An 18,513-nucleotide genomic window follows, 5' to 3' on the forward strand; every position below is an offset into this window, starting at 1 on the left:
CATGAAACAAAAATTTATTGATTACGAATTACATCTGCAAATGTTTATAGATTATGGTGCAGATGAACATGCAAAGCATTTAGTAGGTGAGCCTATTAAGCCTGAAGGCTATGATGAATACAAAGCATTACAAAACAACCAAAATCAGATTATTGAAAATAAAAAAGATACTTTCTCATATACCAAATTTACCGAAAAGTTGGAAGAACACTTTACTGAAAAGGACTCAACAGAAGGCATTAATTATGATGAAGAGGGTATTCCACAATATTTAACAACGGATGATCATTACAAAGGAATAGAAAATCCTGTATGGGTAAAAAAATATACTAAGAAAGACCCAAAACCTACTACTCATAAAGATATTCCGAATGAAAAATTGGGAATTAACTATGATGAAGATGGCATACCCGAATATCTCACAACAGAAGCATATCATTTTGGCGAGGTAAACCCTGAATGGCTGAAAAAACATAAGAAAAAATAATCTCCTAAAAACAGTGCAGAAAGCTGTTTGAAATGATAGAGAAAATAAAAGATTATCTTAAAAGGCAAAAAATAGAAGTTACTTCTTGAGTTCAGTAATCTTAAAATCAATTCTTCTGTTTTTGGCTCTGTTCAAATCGCTGGTATTGGGTACAAAAGGTTTAGAGCTACCAAAGCCCACATATTTAATACGATTAGAACTTATTCCCTTAGAAATCAGGTAGTCATAAGCCATTTTGGCACGAGTGTTAGAGAGTTGAATATTTTGGTTTGCATCTCCAATATCGTCTGTATGTCCTTCTAAAATACCCAATACATTCGGATATTTATTCAAAAATGCAACCAAATGGTCCAATTGCTCTTTGGCTGTGTTATTTAATTGCAAACTACCTAAATCAAAAACTACTTCTTTCAATATAAACTCTTCACCTTGGTAAGGGTCAATTTTTTCCCAATTATCATTGACTTCAGCCTTGTTATGTTCGTTAGGGGTGTTTTTCTTGGTGAAAAATTTATTCATCAATTCATCTTTATGTCTATAAATAAAGAAACCAAGAGTTGATAAAATGGCTACAAATAATACAAATTTAAGAAACTTAAAAACGCCACTATAATCTCTTGGAGGTTTATTGTTTTCTGCTTCTTGAATTTGGGATATGATACTAGCAGCCTTGTTTTGTTTCGGATTTATCTCCAAAGACTTTTCAGCAAATTCTAAGGCTTTATTTTTATGTTGTTTACTTTTATGTTGTTTCCAAAGCTGATGATGACATTGGGCACAATAATACAAACTCTCTGAATCGTTGGGATTCAATGAAATGGCATGCCCAAATTCTTCTAAAGCATCTGTTGGGTTGTTATGATTCAAATAAGTTTCACCACGAGCAAAGAAATCATTGAATTCTTCAATTAAAGCATTCCATTCTTCATCAGTAATACTGATTTCAAGAGCTTTTTGTCTAATTACTTCATCTGTAATGAGTGGTTTAGTCTCATCATGTGAAAGTTTAAAAACTGTATGAACGTACTCGAGATGTATGGATTTGGGCTGCCCCATATAGATAAAAACAAAAATTAAAAATATTAATCCTCTATTTCATATTTGCGTTTTTGAGTAGATTTTGGTTCTTTTTTCCCATCACAAGTAGGGTTGGTACACTGTCCATAGAAGACTAATGAATGATGCAGGATATCAAACTTCATCAATTCGCCTACCATATCTTGGATTTGTTGCAAACGAGGGTCGCAGAATTCAAGAACTCTGTGACACTCTACACAAAGTAAATGGTCATGTTGTTTGAAACCATACGATTTTTCATATTGAGCTAAATTTTTCCCAAATTGATGTTTCGTAACCAAGTCGCAATCCACTAATAAATCGAGGGTGTTGTAAACAGTAGCTCGGCTTACTCGGTAATTTTTATTTTTCATGCTGATATACAGCTCCTCTACATCAAAATGGTCTTTTCGAGAATAAATTTCTTCTAAGATAGCAAAACGTTCAGGTGTTTTACGAAGCTCTTTTTTCTCTAAATAAGCAACGAAAATTTTCTTTACTTCTTCAAAAAGTTTGTTATCAAGCATAAAAAATTAAAAATCAAGATTGTGAATAATCTAACAGCAATAAAAATTAATCTTCCTCTTTTACCAAATTTTCTTCTTCCAGAGTCTTCCAAATCATATCTTTGAGTGTATCAATATTCTGGTTGGCAAGTGCTGAAATAAAGATGGCAGAAACATTTTTAGGAAGTGTTCTTTTCAGTTTTTTCATTTGGTCTTCATCTATCAAATCACATTTACTTACAGCCAACAGGTGTTTTTTATCCAAAAGCTCTGGATTATACTCTTTGAGCTCATTCAATAAAATTCTATATTCTTTACTGAGACTCTCTACTTCTGCTGAAACAAGAAATAACAAAATAGAGTTTCGTTCGATATGTCTTAAAAATCTCAAGCCTAATCCTTTACCTTCAGAAGCACCTTCAATAATACCAGGGATATCAGCCATGATAAAAGATTGGTATTCTCTATACTTTACCACGCCCAAATTTGGAGTGATAGTTGTAAACGGATAATCTGCAATTTCGGGCTTGGCAGCCGAAACCACAGAAAGAAGTGTAGATTTGCCTGCATTTGGGAAGCCTACCAAACCTACGTCTGCAAGAACTTTTAATTCTAAAATTACCCATTGTTCAATGCCTTCTTCACCAGGTTGGGCATAATGAGGAGCTTGTTTTGTAGGGGTTTTAAAATGCCAATTTCCCATACCACCACGTCCACCAGAAAATAGAATTTTTTCTTCGCCATCTGTGGTAATTTCAAGTAAAATTTCTTCAGTTTCAGGGTCTTTTACGACTGTACCAAGAGGAACTTCTAAAATAACATCCTCACCATCAGCACCTTTTTTGTTGGCACTTTGCCCATTGACACCATCTTTGGCTTTTACATGCTTTCTATATTTTAGGTGCAGAAGCGTCCAAAGTTGAGCATTGCCTTTTAAAATGATATGTCCACCACGTCCGCCATCACCACCATCGGGGCCACCATTGGGAATATATTTCTCTCTTCTGAAATGAATCGAACCAGCTCCACCTTTTCCTGAGCGACAATTTATTTTTACGTAATCTATGAAATTCGGAGAACCCATACTTTTTAGATAAATTAGATATTACACACAAGATATAAGAAATTATACTGTGTTTACTATGATTTTAAGGGAAAATCTTTGCAAAATTAACAATTTTAAAATTTAGAATGATTAGAAATTATATTTCCTTTTCAAAATCTTTAGAGAAACTAATCAGTTCAGGGAAAAACAATGTAAAATCTTGCTCAAAATCTGCATAATGCGTGAGTAAATCCTGAGGAGCTTGTAAAAAATTAGACTGAAAACTTGTCCTTTGATTCATTCCCTCAAAAACTCTTTCAATTCCCTTCATTTTCTGATAGTTATAAAGCCAATTTTGGCGTATCATATAGGGGAGCATATACTGAATTTCGGAAGGCAAAATATCATGATATTGCTGTATATTCTCATAGAAATTATTTACAAAACTTTCCAAAGGTTCTTGATGATAATTTTCCCAATTCTTAGCTAAAAAATGGTCATAAAATATATCTACAGCTACAGGAGCATATCTTTTTTGCGTTTCTTTGAGTCTTTCGGTACTTTGTTGTACAATAGGGTGTTGGTCTGTGTAGGCATCAATGGCTCTATGCAAACGAATCCCTTTTTGGATTTCATCATCAAAACTTTCAAATTGTTTACCTTTGATAGAATCAGCAATGAAATTTCCGATTTGGATTTTAAGCGAATCGCCTGAAAGATAAATATGAGCTAAAAAATTCAAGGTGTAAAAGGTTGTTTGTGTTATAACAAACTTAATTTATTTTTAGGTCAAAACAAAGGCTTTTTTATCTTTGCATCTTGACATCAAAATCCTGACAGATATTTTATGAACCGTTCTTATACGTTCCCGCTTATTATTATTGGCATCTTCTTTTTTATTTTTGGCTTTGTTACATGGCTGAATGGTATTCTGATTCCCTATTTAAAAATAGCCTGCGAACTCAAAACAGATGTACAAGCTTATTTGGTAACTTTTGCTTTTTATATTTCATATTTTGTGATGGCATTGCCCTCTGCTGGAATTCTTAATAAAATAGGTTTTAAAAATGGAATGTCTTTGGGGCTTGGAGTCATGGCATTAGGGGCTATTATTTTTATACCTGCTGCCAATACTCGTACTTACGAGCTTTTTTTATTGGGTTTGTTTGTGCAGGGAACAGGTTTAGCCATTCTCCAAACGGCAGCCAATCCGTATGTAGCTGTTTTGGGTAACCCAGAAAGTGCTGCTCAACGCATCAGTATTATGGGAATTGCCAACAAAGTGGCAGGAATTATCAGCCCTGTGATAGTGGGAACAATTATTTTGTCTGATGCAGGTGATGTAGAAAAAACACTCAAAACTTTGGAGGGTAATGTTCGTATTGAGTATTTAAGTACTTTGTCTTCTAAAGTAATAATACCTTATGCTATTATGTCATCAGTATTGGTATTATTAGCTCTGATGCTCAGATTTGCCAAACTACCTCAAATAGAAGAATCTAAAACAGATACAACAGACGAAAAAACACCACATACCAATATTTTAGAGTATCCGCAACTCGTTTTGGGGGTAATCGCTTTGTTTTTGTATGTAGGGGTGGAGGTAATGGCTGGAGATACCATTGCAGGTTATGGTAAATTTTGGGGTTTTACGGATGTAAAGTATTTTACATCTTATACACTTGTAGGAATGCTCGTGGGTTATGTAATAGCTATTTTTACAATTCCCAAATATATTTCTCAGCAAAAAATATTGACTATCTGTGCTATGTTGGGTGTACTGTTTAGTCTGGTGGCTGTTTTTACAGAAAAAGAAACTTCTATCATGGCGATTGCCTTATTGGGTCTTGCAAATTCTGTGATGTGGCCTGCTATTTTCCCGCTTGCCATTGCCGATTTGGGCAAACTGACTAAAACAGGCTCTGCTATGCTGATTATGGCTATTGCAGGAGGGGCTGTTTTACCACTTTTGTATGGAGCTTTGGCAGATAATAAAAGTATTGGTCTGCAAAATGCCTATTGGCTTCTTGTACCAGCATACTTATTTATCGCTTATTATGGCTACAAGGGTTATCAGAAAAGGAAATGGTAGTTTTTTGGGATGTAAGACATGAGAAAAAAGATATTGAAGAAAAGAAAAAGGAATTTATTTTTAGTCAGATTTGAATACTTTGGCTTTGTCTGACTATCGTCTGACATAAAGCCAAAATCAGCTTCCTGCTTCACTTTGTTCGCAGTCGCAAAGACGTACAGCGTCATTACGAGCCACGAAGTGGTGAAGTAATCTTTATAAAACTTACAAACTTTGAAATTTTAAATAGTAGTGATACTATTATTTTTGTTAAAATATTAAAAAACACCTAAAATATTACACGATTTTTAGGTGTTTTTTGTTTTTAAATACACCTTAATTTTCTTATAATTCACTTTTTATTAAAAATATTCATGTTTTTCTTACACACCCCAAAAATCAGGGATTCCCTGATGCGTGGGAGTTTTTTATTGTTTAGATTGGCTTAGTAAAAGCTGGAGATAATAATTTTAAAGTATTATGATAGACAAAATAACACTAAAATCTGGTTCTTGTGTTGGAAAACCTAATTTAGAAGTAGATTTAACACCTGTTACTATATTTGTTGGTCCCAATAATTCAGGAAAAAGCAAGGTTCTTCAAGAAATAGAGAGTAATTGTTATTCTTCAAAATCATATCAGAATAATCTTGTATTAGATCATATAGTTTTTTCGTCTCTCACCAAAGAAGAAATAGAATATGAAATTTCACTTATAGAAATCCCTATTCAAGATGTTTCAATATTAGGGAGTGGATTCATTAGGTTAAGTAAAATTCATGCAATAAATAATTTAGTACGTCATAATATATCTAGGAATAACTTAATTCATAACGCCCAAAACCCTAATAGTACTCAAAATGATGATTCTTATCTTAAGTTTTTACAAATGTATGTACTCGGTTTACGAGGTGATAACAGATTAAATTTATTGAGAGAAGCTGAAACCAGTGATTTACAAAACTTCCCCCAAAATTTACTCACTTATTTATTTAAAAATAATGAATTGAGGGCTAAAATAAGACAAAAAATTTATGATGCTTTTGGTAAATATTTTGTGATAGATTTAACTAATGTAAGATCTTTAAGAGTCAGATTATCAGATGTGCCTCCTGTTGATGAAGAAGAGGAAAGAGGATGGACAGAAAAGTCTATTTTGTTTCATAGTAATGCAAAGTTAATTGATGATATGAGTGATGGGATAAAGGCTTTTTGTGGAATTATTACTAGTATAATGGCTGGAGATTCTAAAATAACATTGATTGATGAGCCTGAAGCATTCTTACATCCTTCATTAGCAAGTAGGCTGGGTAAAGAAATATGTAAGACTTTGGTAGGCACTAAAAAACGCTTTTTTGCTTCTACTCATAGTGCCTCATTTCTTATGGGATGCATTCAATCTGGAACGCCTCTCAATATAGTTAGATTGACTTATAAAAATGGTTTAGCAACCTCACGATTGTTGCCACAAGATAAAATATTGCATTTAATGAGGCACCCCTTATTACGTTCTACAGGTGTTTTAAATGGAGTATTTTATGAATCAGTTATTGTTACAGAAGCTGATTCTGATAGAGCTTTTTACCAAGAAATTAATGAGAGATTATTATCTGAAAATGATTCAAGAGGTATTAATAATTGTTTATTTATTAATGCTCAGAATAAACAAACAGTTTGGAGTATAGTTGCTCCTTTACGTGAATTAGGTATACCTACAGTTGGAGTGGTTGACATTGATGTTTTAAAAGAAGGAGGAAGAACATTTGGAAAATTACTTGATGGAGCTTTTATTCCTGAACTTAGCCATAAAGGCTTGGAAAGTCAAAGAAAGTCATTTTATGATGCTTTAAATGCAACAGAGAGAAATTGGAAAATAGATGGTGGAATACAAATACTAAATACAAATGAACAAGAAGCATGTAATAGTTTTTTTGACCAATTAGAAAACTATGGCGTATTTGTAGTTAGAAATGGCGAGCTTGAATCTTGGATGAAATACATTAATCCAACACGTGATAAGTCTAATTGGTTAATTGATGTATTTGAGAAAATGGGCGAAAATCCCGAACAATCAAACTATGTGAAACCATCAAATGGTGATGTGTGGGATTTTATAGGTTCAATAAAAAAATGGTTAGATAATAATAATAGAAAAGGAATACCTGAGTAATTTTTACTGCTATTAGGTTTTTTTGGATCGCTTTCTGCTTCACTTTGTTCGTAGTCGCAATGATGTACAATGTTTATTACAAGCCAAAGGCGAACTTGAACGGTCTCAACGAAGCTAATCTATATGAGATTTCCAATGATAAGATTAAAGTTAGTATAATCTGATAAGTTTTTTGTACTTTTGTACATAAATCACTTACTATCTTACGAATATGGAAAATATTGGGAAAAAGCTACAAATTGTGAGAGATTTGTATAAATATACACAAGAGCAAGTAGCCTCCAAAATAGGCTTTACAAGCTCAGAATATGCCCAACTCGAGCAAGAAAATGAGATACAAATGCCTATTTTAGAAAAAATAGCCCAAGACGTGTACCAATTAGACCCACAAAAAATTATCAGCCTGCTCACAGACCCCAGAACACTCATTGATAATATTTATGAAAATCAATTTGATGGTAAGAATAGCCAAAATGGTCAGAATGTAAATATTGGTACAACAAATATTACTTATAATCAAGAGAATACGAAAGATAGTAATAAAGAAGCTTTTGAGAAAGATTTAGAAAAAATAAAGGCTCAATTGGAGTTTCTACTTGCTATTTTTGATAACAAAGATAAAAAGTAGATTTAGACATGAGACAAGAGAGATTAGTTTTTTCTTACTGTTCGTGATTAAAATATGTTTTATAAACTAAAATCACATAGCTTCACTAGCGTTATTTATTATGAATTTAATCCAAACAAAAAAGGAAAAAAGATATTGTATCTTTTTTCCTTTTTCTATACTCCTTTGTCTCAAAAAAATCTAAGCCAATTCTTTATACTGCATTTGGTGAAGTTGGGTATAATAACCGTTTTGTTTGAGTAGTTCCTCATGGTTACCTACTTCTTTGATTTCCCCTTTATCCAAAACAATAATTTTATGAGCATGCTGAATGGTAGAAAGTCTATGGGCAATCACGATGGCTGTTCTGCCTTTCATGAGTTTATTGATAGCATTTTGTATCATTTCTTCGGTTTCGGAGTCCACAGAAGAGGTCGCTTCGTCCAAAATAATGATTTCAGGTTCGTAAACCATCGCCCTGACAAACGAAATAAGCTGGCGTTGCCCTACCGAAAGGGTAGCTCCACGTTCCATCACCTGATAGTCGAGTCCGCCGTTCAGGCGTTCAATAAAATCTTTAGCACCAACTAGTTCGGCTGCTCTCCAAATGGTTTTATCAGAAATTTCGGAATCACCCAAAGTAATATTTTCTCTGATAGAACCTGAAAACAAAAATACATCTTGTAAAACGACACCAATATGAGAGCGAAGCGTCTGTAAATCGTACTCTTTGATGTCTTTTTTATCAATCAGTATTTTACCTTTGTTGATTTCATAAAAACGATTAATCAAATTGATGATAGAGGATTTTCCTGCACCCGTAGCACCCACAAATGCAAGGGTTTCACCTTTTTGAGCTTCAAAAGAAACATTTTTGAGTACGTAATCTTCGTCATTATAAGCAAACCATACGTTTTCAAATTGGATATAGCCTTCTAAACTTTCAGGTTTATGAGAACCATTTTCAACAGTATCTTCTTGGTTATCCAATAAATTAAGGATACGTTCAGAACTTACAATTGCCATTTGGAGTGTATTGAATCTATCAGCAATCATTCGGATGGGTCTAAAAAACAGAGATATATACATCATGAAGGCAATCAGGACACCCAAAGTAGTTTGTTCTTCAATAACTTCTTTTGCTCCATACCATACAATCAAACCTGTACCTGCTGCACTAATAATCTCTGCCACAGGGAAATATACTGAGTAATATAAAACAGATTTTAAGTTAGACCTTCTATGTTCTTTGTTGATATCATTAAATTTTTCTACTTCTCTTTTTTCTGCTCCAAATATCTGAACAATATTCATTCCCGAAATATGCTCTTGTACAAAAGTATTGAGATTTGCAACGGCATTTCTTACTTCTGCAAAAGCTACTTTTACTTTTTCTTTGAAAATATAAGTGGTAATAAGTAAAAAAGGCAACATAGAAAGACTCACCAGTGTGAGTTTCCAGTTGGTATAAAACATCATAAACAAAATAGCGATAATTTGCAAAATATCTGCTACAATGGCTGCTATTCCATCTCCAAATACAGTAGAAAGTGTTTCAATATCTGAAATATTTCGTGTTACAAGTCTTCCAACAGGAGTTTTATCATAAAATTTAAGTCTCAAACTCAACATTTTATCATAAAGGCGTACTCGTATATCTTTTACAATGGTTTGCCCTATCCAACCAGACCAAAATGTGTGAGCATATTGTACCACAGACTGTAAGGCAAGCAGGGCAATCATCCACATAGTCAAAGTGAGTAACATACCTTCTTGCCCTTCGTTCATGTAGTTATCTACACTATATTGAACTAAATAAGGGCGTATTGGACCTAATAAAGCTAAAAATAAGGTAAGAAATATAACGGAATAAAAAGTAAGTTTATAAGGTTTTGTAAAGCTATAAAGCCTTTTAAGTATTTGGCTATCAATGATTCTGCCTTTTTTTTTCTGTTCTGGTTCCAAAGTATTAACTGAAAATTATAATCGTGAAAACTCTACCAAATTTAACGAAAAAAGTCGTTGAAGTGATATGTATTTTTGGTCTTTTTTTAAAACTAAAAAAAGCTTGTTTTGGTTCAAACTATTGAAAATACAACCCTGATATTAGTTAAGTGCAATTTTACTTGTATTTATAGTATTGATAATGAGTTATTTGGTAATTATAATAAAAAAAGCTTTTATGATAAATGCAAATGACGTAATTTTGCAAGCTGTAACCAACATATTTTTGACTATGGAACAAGTTTGGAACAATGTCTCGTTATGGGGCGTTCTGACAGTTTTAATTACAAGTTTTAGAGTGATTAGACAATTTTTGAAATTTGATTCAGGGATTAAAATAGCACAGTTTTGGCGTATTTTGCGTTATCAGGCTGTTTATTTTATTCGATATGAATACAAAATTTGGGTAGTACCTGTACTTTGTCTTACTGTACTTGCATGGGTAGGAGGGAGTGTAAATGCAAGTGTTTTATCTGTGTTTTTTTGGGCAAATGTTGTATGGTGGATTGTAAATGTGGGAATTTCTCATCTTTTCAAAACCAATCATGCTCTTTTAAAACAGATTAAAAATACTCCTTTTAGTATTCTCTCTTTGGGAGGAAGCTTGTTTTTAAATGCTTATTTACTTGATAATCATTTTTTTGCTATTCTAGGAACAAAGACATTACTGGCTATTTTGGCAAGTAGTTTTTTGGGAATAAGTTTTGTGATTGGCAGTTTTCGTTTGTGGCAATACAATGATAGTCTACATCCTAAAAATATAGAAAGCTCTTTTATTAGTAACGAAAGATTAGATGCTTTGATGATTACTCTGATATGCAGTATTTTACTGGCTCAAGTTTATGGAAATCATATCAATTTTTCTCTTTTACCACTTGTTTTATCTGCCTCATTCTTAATGTTGTTTGGAATTGGTAAAGCAATGATAACTGGACAATTGTGGAATAAATATCATAAATACGCCGAAGGAGGAATGTTACTTGTTAGTATAGGACTTACATTTGGAATCTTGTACTACTACTTACCTGCTTCATGGCTTAAAGGTGGAATGAGCTACCAAAGAAATGATTTACTTTATACGATACTTGTTGGACTGCTAGTAAGTTTCTTCTCTGATAAATTAATAGCTTTTTATCGTTATCTACAAAATACTTATACCTACTATTTTTTAGATCAACCCATATTTCATAAAATACTAACCTATATTGTGAGGGGAGCTATTACTATTTCAATTATTTCTGTGATATCATGGGGATTTTTATACGCTTATCAGCATTTAGAATTGTATGGACTGACATTGGTGCTTATCAGTATTCTGACCAATATAAACTCTAAAATTAGTTTTGATATTCCTGCAAGGTGGCAATAACGTTTATCGTCTGCCACCAAAGAAAAATGAAATATACATGGCTGCAAAAGTGCCATAGTTTTTCATTTTTTCGGGAACACTGTTTACATTCATAATAGGCATTTTCTTGGCGAAAGTTTCAAAAGTAAAACCAGCCTCTACACCTGTAAGGTTGGTTTTGAAAGCACCAACCTCGAAAGATAAGCCTATTTTGGCATTAAAACCTGGGACAACTTGTAAACCATCAAAACCTCCAAAAAAAGAACCTCTGCCAATGATACGGTCTTCTGACAAAGGTACACCATACAAACTTTGAAATTTGTTAGCATCTTCAAAATTATAACTATAAAAAGGAATATCTTCGATTTGCTCACCCACACCTGTTGCTGTCGATACATCATATCGAATCATATAAGGTTTCAAAAAACCTAAACTTAAACCTCCTGCAACTACAGCATTCACTTGTACACCTTCTTGAGCGGCTTTCCTGAATAAAATACCATCTTTTCCAAATTGTAAACGTAAACTATGCAAATAGTTTTGTTTAGCTCTAACAAACGATTGAGAATTTATATAAGTAACGCCTGAAAATTTGTACTCTTGTGGATGCCTAATACCCACTAATTCAATGGCATAGGTAGTGTTGACACGAGCATTGTCTGTAATTTTGCCATACTTAAAACTTACACCTGAAGGGAAACCTCCATTGGTATTGAGATTGATACCAAAAGTGTATTCTTTTGTAAAATCATCTTCAAATACACTTTGAGCATTTGTTGTGAAAGCAATGAAGATAAAAAGGCAGAAAGCAAATAGTTTATTAAACATAGTTTATGAAAGGTCTTTATCTATAGTTTCAAGCATAAATTGTGCTAAATTTTTGGCTTGTACTCTTAATTCTGGTACAGCTGTACTTTCCCACAACATACCTTTTAGCAAACTTCCTAAAGTAAAAAAACGATGATTAATTTCATTATTATCTTGATAAATAGCACCATGTATATCTGTTCGAATACCAAGCTTTAAATCATCAGTTTGGATTATTTTCTTTTGATACAAATTTTGAATCAAAAGATTATTGGATTGACTAATATCAGTATTGGGTCCAGTACAGTTAATAACTCTATTTACCCAAATATAGTTTTCTTTTTTCTTTTTTCTATCCCAATAACTTACTTTTATTTTTTGAGGAGATTCTTCCTCCAAATTTAGCAACTTACCTTTCAATATCTGTAAATATTGATTTCGTTGTAAATCTTGTATTTTATCATGAATGTAAGTAGGTAATCGGTGCCTAGCCACTCCCCACAAATGCCTTGCATGCCTGATAAAAATTTGCTTATCAAATAAACTTAACTCTTGCCATATTTTTTGTGAAATACTTCTTACAGAATCAATTACTGGCTCTGCCGAAATACCAAATTGGCGAACAAATGTGATATGCTTCCTGAAAATACTGAATAATTTTGTGATGGAATAAGGAGGCTGTATTTCAGGAAGCATTTGGTGATAAGGAACACCATTATGCCTATGAGGTAAAATTTGAAAACCGTTAGGAGATAAAGAATAAATTTTTCCCTGAAAATTATTTTCTTGTAATCCTAATACAGCATCTACCATTGTTAATCCATTGCCTATTAGTAAAATACTTTCTAATTTTTCAACACCCTCAACACTTTCATAAGCCCAAGGATTTTGAAAATAGTGATTGTTTTTGAAAAAATGATGATTTAAAATAGTAGGATTTTTGGGAAGCTCATTGCCCGTTGCTAAAACTATATAGTCTGTTGTAAAACTCTGGTTATCAGTAGTAAAAAAATGGTATTGTTGTTTTTCTGGCAAATACGAAATATCTGAAACTTTTTGATGTATAATTTTCAGATTATCAGGTTTGTAATTTTTGATTGTATTATGCCACGTTTCTTCCAAGTATTTTCCATAGAGTTCTCTTGGAGCAAAAACAGTAGCCAAAAGACTTTTATCTAATTGATGATAAGGTTCTTTTTGACTTAACCATTCCAAAAAATGTTCAGGCTGTTCAGGAAAACAACTCATTTTTCCCACCACCACATTAAGCAAATGATGTTTACTATAAGTATTGTAAGCAATACCTTTTGTAAAACACTCTTGAGGGCTCACTACAACTATTTCAATATCTTTTCTTTTTGAAATAATTAGATGAATGGCTGTCATGAGCCCACTAAAACCAGCCCCAATGATAGTGATGGTCTTTTTTGACATTATTTTTTGTGCTTTAAACGAATAGACACTGCATTTTTGTGAGCAAATAGCTCTTCAGCTTCTGCCATCAATTCAATAGTCGAACCGATATTTGCTAAACCTTTTTTAGAAATTTTTTGGAAAGTTACTTTCTTCACAAAACTATCTACAGAAACACCACTATAAGCAACTGCATAGCCATTAGTAGGCAAAGTATGGTTTGTACCTGAAGCATAATCACCAGCACTTTCAGGAGTATAATTACCGATAAATACAGAACCTGCATTGATAATTTTTTCAGCTATTTTTTCAGCATTTTTAATAGCTAAAATGAGATGTTCAGGAGCATACAAGTTGCTAATTTTTAAGGCTGTATCTTCATCTTCAACAATGATGATTTTGCTATTATCCAAAGCTTTTTTTGCAATTTCTTGTCTGGGAAGTTGTCTTAACTGTTTTTCAACAGCTTTTTTAGCTTTTTCGGCAAATTTTTCTGAAGTTGTCAATAAAATTACCTGACTATCTACACCATGTTCAGCTTGTGAAAGTAAGTCAGCAGCCACGAAATCAGCTACAGCTGAATCATCCGCCCAAACCATTACTTCCGAAGGTCCTGCTGGCATATCGATGGCTACACTCTCTTGTAATACATACTGTTTGGCAGCAGTTACATATTGATTACCTGGTCCAAAAATTTTATAAACTTTAGGAATACTTTCTGTTCCATAAGCCATTGCTCCAATAGCTTGTACGCCTCCTATTTTAAATATTTTCTTGATACCTACCAATTTAGCTGCAAATAAAATAGCAGGGTGTAAGTGTTCACCTTTAGGAGGGCTACATAAAATAACCTCTTGACAACCTGCAATCTGAGCAGGAACACCCAGCATTAAAACTGTAGAGAACAAAGGAGCAGTACCTCCAGGGATGTATAAACCTACTTTTTCAATACCAATGCTTTTTCTCCAACAGACCACACCATCCATTGTTTCTATTTTAGAAACTTTTTTAGAAAATTGAGGCTTGTGGAATGTATAAATATTCTGATAGGCTTGTTCAATGGCTTGTTTGAGCTCTTTAGGGAGTTTCTTTTCAGCATTTTTCATTTCTTCTTCTGATACAAGCAAACTACCTACATATTTATCAAATTTTAAATTATACTTGCGAGCTGCTTTATCACCATTTTCTTTTATTTCTTCCAAAATAGGCTTAATTTGTTCTATGATGTCAATATTGCTCTGAACGGGGCGTTTCAAGATATTAGCCCACGTATTATGAGATGGATTTTTAATAACTTTCATAACGAATTTCAAAATTGAGAGGCAAATCTAATGATTTTATAATAATTCTTTGGATTTTATTTCGTCTTATAATAAATGTTATATCACCAATTGATAAAGATTTGTAAGAATCTATGTATTGTAAAATAATATATTTTCGTTTAATGATTACACAAAATTTTATAGAATAAAATGCTTATAAAACTACATTTTATCGATCTGAATAAATTTTGTTTGAAATTAGAAAAATACAATTTTTTTATTGAAAAAATCAAACCAAAGGTTTTTTTTTATAAAAAAACACAAAAAATAACTTGCGTGTTAGCCTTTTTGTTTATACCTTTGTGTCATCAAAATCAGATAAGATTATGAATCAGGGCAAGGAAATACTGGAGATATTGAGTAAAACTCAAATAAGACAGATGGAGATTTTCCTAGAAACTATCCAGAAAATATCTGAGTCTTGGGGAAAAGATAACTTTGTGGAGGTTTTTTCAGAAGCTTATAAAACATGGCTTGAAGAGCAATCCAAACTGATCCAAGAAATGAACTTGCAAATGCAAAAGCATGCAGGTGTGAATATGCCAAACCATTTACTCGATTTGCAAAAAATGCAAACAAAATGGGATGACTACCTGAAAAACAACAACAATCAGTTTTTCAATCCAGAAAGTTTCAATGTAAATAACATTGAACAACTCAATGAAGTTTGGAATAAACTTTATACAAGTTGGTTTGAGCCGTTTATGCGTCCTTTAAAAGAGTTTTCGGCATCGGGTGTAGGTTATAATATGATGGTAGAAACTGTGAAAGACTACATCAAAGCATTTTCTGGTTATAAAAAGAAATAAGAAGCAATTAAGAATAGTAAATTAAGTTGATTTTAATAAGCATACGTAAAAAGGCTGTCGTTTTTGATGACAGTTTTTTTCTTTTATATGGATTTTAAAAAATAAAAACTTATATTGCTCTGATACACAAATAAAAATAGATAGATATGCATCGCTTAACTATTTTTCTACTATGCTTTGTTTCCCTAAACCTTTGGGCTCAGCCATCCAAAGATTTTGAAATGGAAATACTAATTCAATGTACTCCAGTGGAGAATCAGCAAATGTCTGGTACTTGTTGGAGCTTTGGTTCTACATCTTTCCTTGAAAGCGAACTACTTAGGATGGGAAAGGGGAAAATGAACTTCTCAGAAATGTATTTAGCATATTATTCCTATTTATTTAAAATAGAACAGCATCTGGCTACCCAAGGACAAAGTTTTTTTACAGCAGGAGGGCAATTTCATGATGTAATGCGAGTAGTGAAAAAATATGGTATTTTGCCACAATCTGCCTACAAAGGTCAAAGTCTTTTTGAAGGACATTATCACCCACCTTTGGATAGTATTATGCAAGCTTATACCATTAATCTACTAAAAAATAATAAAAAAGAATTATCCTCCTCAGACGAAAACTTTGCTAAAACAGTCTTGAATACTTTTTTGGGGACGCCACCCAATACTTTTTCTTATCAAGGAAAACAATATACACCTCAAAATTTCTTAAAAAATGCTTTTGGATTCAATCCAGACGATTATATCGAAATAACCTCAATTACAACACAACCTTTCTACACAAAATTTATATTAGAAGATAAATATAATTGGACAAAAGATATGTACTATAATGTCCCTTTGGAGGATTTTGTAAATATCACTAATGAAGCCCTTAAAAAAGGCTATACAGTTCTTTGGGATGGAGATGCAGTAGAACCTACTTTCAAAGCAGAAGAGGGTTATGCCTACTTATCTGATACAACCATAGTAAATCAAAAAACAAGACAAAGAGATATTGATAATAAAACAACTCAAATAGAGCATGTCATGCATATTGTGGGGCTTGCTAAAGACAAAGTCAATATTTCTAAAAAGAATAAAAAAGCCAAAGAACAACCTAAACATTGGTATTATATCAAGAATTCATGGGGTGAGATTAGCGACTTCAAAGGATTTTTATACATGAGTGAAGAATATTTCAAAATGAAAACCGTTGCTATTGTAGTACACAAAGATGCAATACCTCTTACTGTTCGTAAAAAAATGAAACTTTAAAACTTTTTTATAGAAACTTACGTACATTAAAGATAATTTTGCATGCTATTTGTTTTTTTTCTATCATTGCACATTATCAATATTTAAACAGTGCTAACTATCAAGAAGATACAAAAAATATTTTTTTTTATATTCTTTTATGGGCTACTAACCAATCAGTTATTGGCACAAGGGATTCCAAATACCCCTTTCCATTTACATAATTTTAACAACTATCCTCTACTCAATCCTGCTGCTACTGGTTTACCCCCTTTATTTGGTATTCCTGAAGATCCTTTGTTCTTTTTTACGCATCATAGGCAACAAATAGGGGCTTTTGACAACGTTCCAATATATACATCTTTAAGTTTTAATAAAAACTTCAATGCTGAGTCACCTACACCAAATTCGTGGGGTGGTAATCTCTATAATTTTAGAAGAAGCATTTGGCAAACAACAGGTGGCTGGCTGGCGTATGCTCGTGAACTCAAAGTAAATGCTTTTGGATTACCTGTCAATAATTTGCGTTTGGGACTTTCAATGGGTATTGAAGCAGATGGTTTTAATATTGATGACGATCAATTACTTACAGACCCTGCTATTGTCAATAGAAGAGATAAGCCTGTTCGTCCTGTGGGGCAATTTGGCTTTTTATATGTTTTTGGTGGTAAATCAGGAACAAGTGTTTGGGAATTGGGTGGTGGTTTGCCTCGTTTATTCAAAACCTCAAAACTGGACAACACAGTTTCTGGATTTTATCCTATATCCAATTGGTTTTTGTCCATTTCTCGTCAAATACAAACCCAAAAGTTGCAAAACTGGTACATGAAGCCTCTGGCTATTTTCAGAACCTTTGATAACAAAGAAAAAGTTTTGGAAATCAATAATATGATTAATTATTATGAAGGTTTAAGACATCATTGGGTTGGAGGAAGCTGGATTCAAAATTATGGTTTTGCAGCCATTGTGGGTACTAAGTTTTATAAAAGTAAATTAGGAATTAGTTACTCTTACAAATTTAATGGACAAAAAGCTGGTTTTAATAAAAATCCTGTTCATGAGATTCAACTTATTTATAACTTAAGAAGACTCTCAAAAATTGAAGAAAGAGGTTTAGATATTCAAGATAAAGCAGTGGATTCTACCATTTATGATGATGAAGTTGCCATGGATTCAGTACTTATAGAAGACACGTTGGTATTGGCAAAACAAGATACTGTTAGAGAAGTCATGGTAAACCCTGATACACTTTCAGATGCACAAAGAAAAGAACTAAAAAGTCAGGATTATAGAAATTATGTGATTGTAGGTTCCTTTATAGTAAAAGGGAATGCAGATAGAATGCTCAGAAATTTAAAGGCTCGTTATGCTGTAAATGGAAGAGTAAGGTTTAATAAAGCCAATAAGTTTTATAATGTATACATCCTTGAAACAGATGATTTTGATGAGGCTGAAAAGATGGAACAACGAGCTGAAACAGAAATGGGAATAGGAGATGCATGGCTCTTGCGAGTCCCGAAAAGCCCTCCACCCGATAAATAAATAAAGCCTTCTAAGAAATTAGAAGGCTTTATTATATATGCTAATTTTTTTGGTGATTGGATTCATCAAATCATTTGAAACTTACAATTTAGTTTCAA

Annotated in this window: 16 protein-coding genes and 1 pseudogene; 9 read left to right on the top strand and 8 right to left on the bottom strand. The window is 32.7% G+C overall.

Features of this window, described 5'->3' with window-relative positions; translation table 11 throughout:
* Position 1: 1 nt before the first annotated feature.
* Positions 2-487: a hypothetical protein gene (locus AD998_06675; protein ID KOY85868.1), complete on the top strand. Its 486-nt coding sequence runs from the start codon at positions 2-4 to the stop codon at positions 485-487.
* 78 nt (positions 488-565) lie between these two features.
* On the opposite strand, the pseudogene AD998_06680 reads toward AD998_06675, so the two are convergent.
* From AD998_06680 to AD998_06695, 4 genes and pseudogenes are all read right to left on the bottom strand, one after another.
* Positions 566-919: pseudogene (locus AD998_06680) on the bottom strand (hypothetical protein).
* A 650-nt stretch (positions 920-1,569) separates the two neighbouring features.
* A complete protein-coding gene (locus AD998_06685; GenBank protein KOY85869.1) occupies positions 1,570-2,070 on the bottom strand; it encodes a Fur family transcriptional regulator in 501 nt (166 codons plus the stop codon).
* Positions 2,071-2,116: 46 nt separating this feature from the next.
* Positions 2,117-3,133 carry a GTPase CgtA gene (locus tag AD998_06690; protein ID KOY85870.1) on the bottom strand — a complete coding sequence of 339 codons (1,017 nt, stop codon included), beginning with the start codon at positions 3,131-3,133 and terminating at the stop codon, positions 2,117-2,119.
* Between the two features lie 118 nt (positions 3,134-3,251).
* The gene (locus AD998_06695) at positions 3,252-3,836 is read right to left on the bottom strand and encodes an ACP phosphodiesterase (protein KOY85871.1); all 585 of its coding nucleotides are present in this window, start codon (positions 3,834-3,836) and stop codon (positions 3,252-3,254) included.
* 105 nt (positions 3,837-3,941) lie between these two features.
* Here AD998_06695 and AD998_06700 point away from each other — a divergent pair, with 105 nt between their 5' ends.
* The 3 genes from AD998_06700 to AD998_06710 all read left to right on the top strand — a co-directional run bounded on the left by AD998_06700 (position 3,942) and on the right by AD998_06710 (position 7,962).
* Positions 3,942-5,186: an MFS transporter gene (locus AD998_06700; GenBank protein KOY85872.1), complete on the top strand. Its 1,245-nt coding sequence runs from the start codon at positions 3,942-3,944 to the stop codon at positions 5,184-5,186.
* Between the two features lie 459 nt (positions 5,187-5,645).
* Positions 5,646-7,334, top strand: coding sequence for a hypothetical protein (locus AD998_06705; protein KOY85873.1), 1,689 nt, complete (start codon positions 5,646-5,648; stop codon positions 7,332-7,334).
* Between the two features lie 211 nt (positions 7,335-7,545).
* Complete coding sequence (locus AD998_06710; GenBank protein KOY85874.1) at positions 7,546-7,962, top strand: hypothetical protein; 417 nt, start codon at positions 7,546-7,548, stop codon at positions 7,960-7,962.
* Positions 7,963-8,142: 180 nt separating this feature from the next.
* On the opposite strand, the gene AD998_06715 is transcribed toward AD998_06710, so the two are convergent.
* Positions 8,143-9,906, bottom strand: coding sequence for an antibiotic ABC transporter ATP-binding protein (locus AD998_06715; protein KOY85875.1), 1,764 nt, complete (start codon positions 9,904-9,906; stop codon positions 8,143-8,145).
* Between the two features lie 217 nt (positions 9,907-10,123).
* Here AD998_06715 and AD998_06720 point away from each other — a divergent pair, with 217 nt between their 5' ends.
* Positions 10,124-11,314 (top strand): hypothetical protein, encoded by a 1,191-nt coding sequence (locus AD998_06720; protein KOY85876.1) that lies wholly within the window; start codon positions 10,124-10,126, stop codon positions 11,312-11,314.
* Positions 11,315-11,317: 3 nt separating this feature from the next.
* On the opposite strand, the gene AD998_06725 is transcribed toward AD998_06720, so the two are convergent.
* The 3 genes from AD998_06725 to AD998_06735 are packed head-to-tail and all read right to left on the bottom strand — an operon-like array spanning position 11,318 to position 14,814.
* A complete protein-coding gene (locus AD998_06725) occupies positions 11,318-12,121 on the bottom strand; it encodes a hypothetical protein (GenBank protein KOY85877.1) in 804 nt (267 codons plus the stop codon).
* A gap of 3 nt (positions 12,122-12,124) precedes the next feature.
* On the bottom strand, positions 12,125-13,534 hold the full coding sequence (locus AD998_06730) for a hypothetical protein (protein KOY85878.1): 1,410 nt from the start codon (positions 13,532-13,534) through the stop codon (positions 12,125-12,127).
* Entirely contained in the window at positions 13,534-14,814 is a 1,281-nt protein-coding gene (locus AD998_06735; protein KOY85879.1) for a histidinol dehydrogenase, read from the bottom strand. Before AD998_06735 ends, AD998_06730 begins: the two co-directional genes overlap by 1 nt.
* Before the next feature lie 171 nt (positions 14,815-14,985).
* On the opposite strand from AD998_06735, the gene AD998_06740 reads away from it, so the two are divergent.
* The 4 genes from AD998_06740 to AD998_06755 all read left to right on the top strand — a co-directional run bounded on the left by AD998_06740 (position 14,986) and on the right by AD998_06755 (position 18,415).
* Positions 14,986-15,165, top strand: a complete 180-nt coding sequence (locus AD998_06740; protein KOY85880.1) for a hypothetical protein — start codon at positions 14,986-14,988, stop codon at positions 15,163-15,165.
* Entirely contained in the window at positions 15,162-15,644 is a 483-nt protein-coding gene (locus AD998_06745) for a hypothetical protein (protein ID KOY85881.1), read from the top strand. The genes AD998_06740 and AD998_06745 overlap by 4 nt, the downstream gene beginning before the upstream one ends.
* A gap of 161 nt (positions 15,645-15,805) precedes the next feature.
* Complete coding sequence (locus tag AD998_06750; GenBank protein ID KOY88093.1) at positions 15,806-16,894, top strand: hypothetical protein; 1,089 nt, start codon at positions 15,806-15,808, stop codon at positions 16,892-16,894.
* Positions 16,895-16,984: 90 nt separating this feature from the next.
* Entirely contained in the window at positions 16,985-18,415 is a 1,431-nt protein-coding gene (locus AD998_06755) for a hypothetical protein (GenBank protein KOY85882.1), read from the top strand.
* Positions 18,416-18,513: the final 98 nt, after the last annotated feature.

The organism is bacterium 336/3 (genome assembly GCA_001281695.1).
Classification (GTDB): domain Bacteria; phylum Bacteroidota; class Bacteroidia; order Cytophagales; family Thermonemataceae; genus Raineya.

What these genes read in the sequence shown, in the direction of transcription:
- AD998_06730 (KOY85878.1), bottom strand. Translation starts at nt 13,534, where the DNA reads ATGTCAAAAAAGACCATCACTATCATTGGGGCTGGTTTTAGTGGGCTC.
- AD998_06735 (KOY85879.1), bottom strand. Translation starts at nt 14,814, where the DNA reads ATGAAAGTTATTAAAAATCCATCTCATAATACGTGGGCTAATATCTTG.
- AD998_06685 (KOY85869.1), bottom strand. Translation starts at nt 2,070, where the DNA reads ATGCTTGATAACAAACTTTTTGAAGAAGTAAAGAAAATTTTCGTTGCT.
- AD998_06700 (KOY85872.1), top strand. Translation starts at nt 3,942, where the DNA reads ATGAACCGTTCTTATACGTTCCCGCTTATTATTATTGGCATCTTCTTT.
- AD998_06720 (KOY85876.1), top strand. Translation starts at nt 10,124, where the DNA reads ATGATAAATGCAAATGACGTAATTTTGCAAGCTGTAACCAACATATTT.
- AD998_06725 (KOY85877.1), bottom strand. Translation starts at nt 12,121, where the DNA reads ATGTTTAATAAACTATTTGCTTTCTGCCTTTTTATCTTCATTGCTTTC.
- AD998_06710 (KOY85874.1), top strand. Translation starts at nt 7,546, where the DNA reads ATGGAAAATATTGGGAAAAAGCTACAAATTGTGAGAGATTTGTATAAA.
- AD998_06705 (KOY85873.1), top strand. Translation starts at nt 5,646, where the DNA reads ATGATAGACAAAATAACACTAAAATCTGGTTCTTGTGTTGGAAAACCT.
- AD998_06745 (KOY85881.1), top strand. Translation starts at nt 15,162, where the DNA reads ATGAATCAGGGCAAGGAAATACTGGAGATATTGAGTAAAACTCAAATA.
- AD998_06740 (KOY85880.1), top strand. Translation starts at nt 14,986, where the DNA reads ATGCTTATAAAACTACATTTTATCGATCTGAATAAATTTTGTTTGAAA.
- AD998_06690 (KOY85870.1), bottom strand. Translation starts at nt 3,133, where the DNA reads ATGGGTTCTCCGAATTTCATAGATTACGTAAAAATAAATTGTCGCTCA.
- AD998_06675 (KOY85868.1), top strand. Translation starts at nt 2, where the DNA reads ATGAAACAAAAATTTATTGATTACGAATTACATCTGCAAATGTTTATA.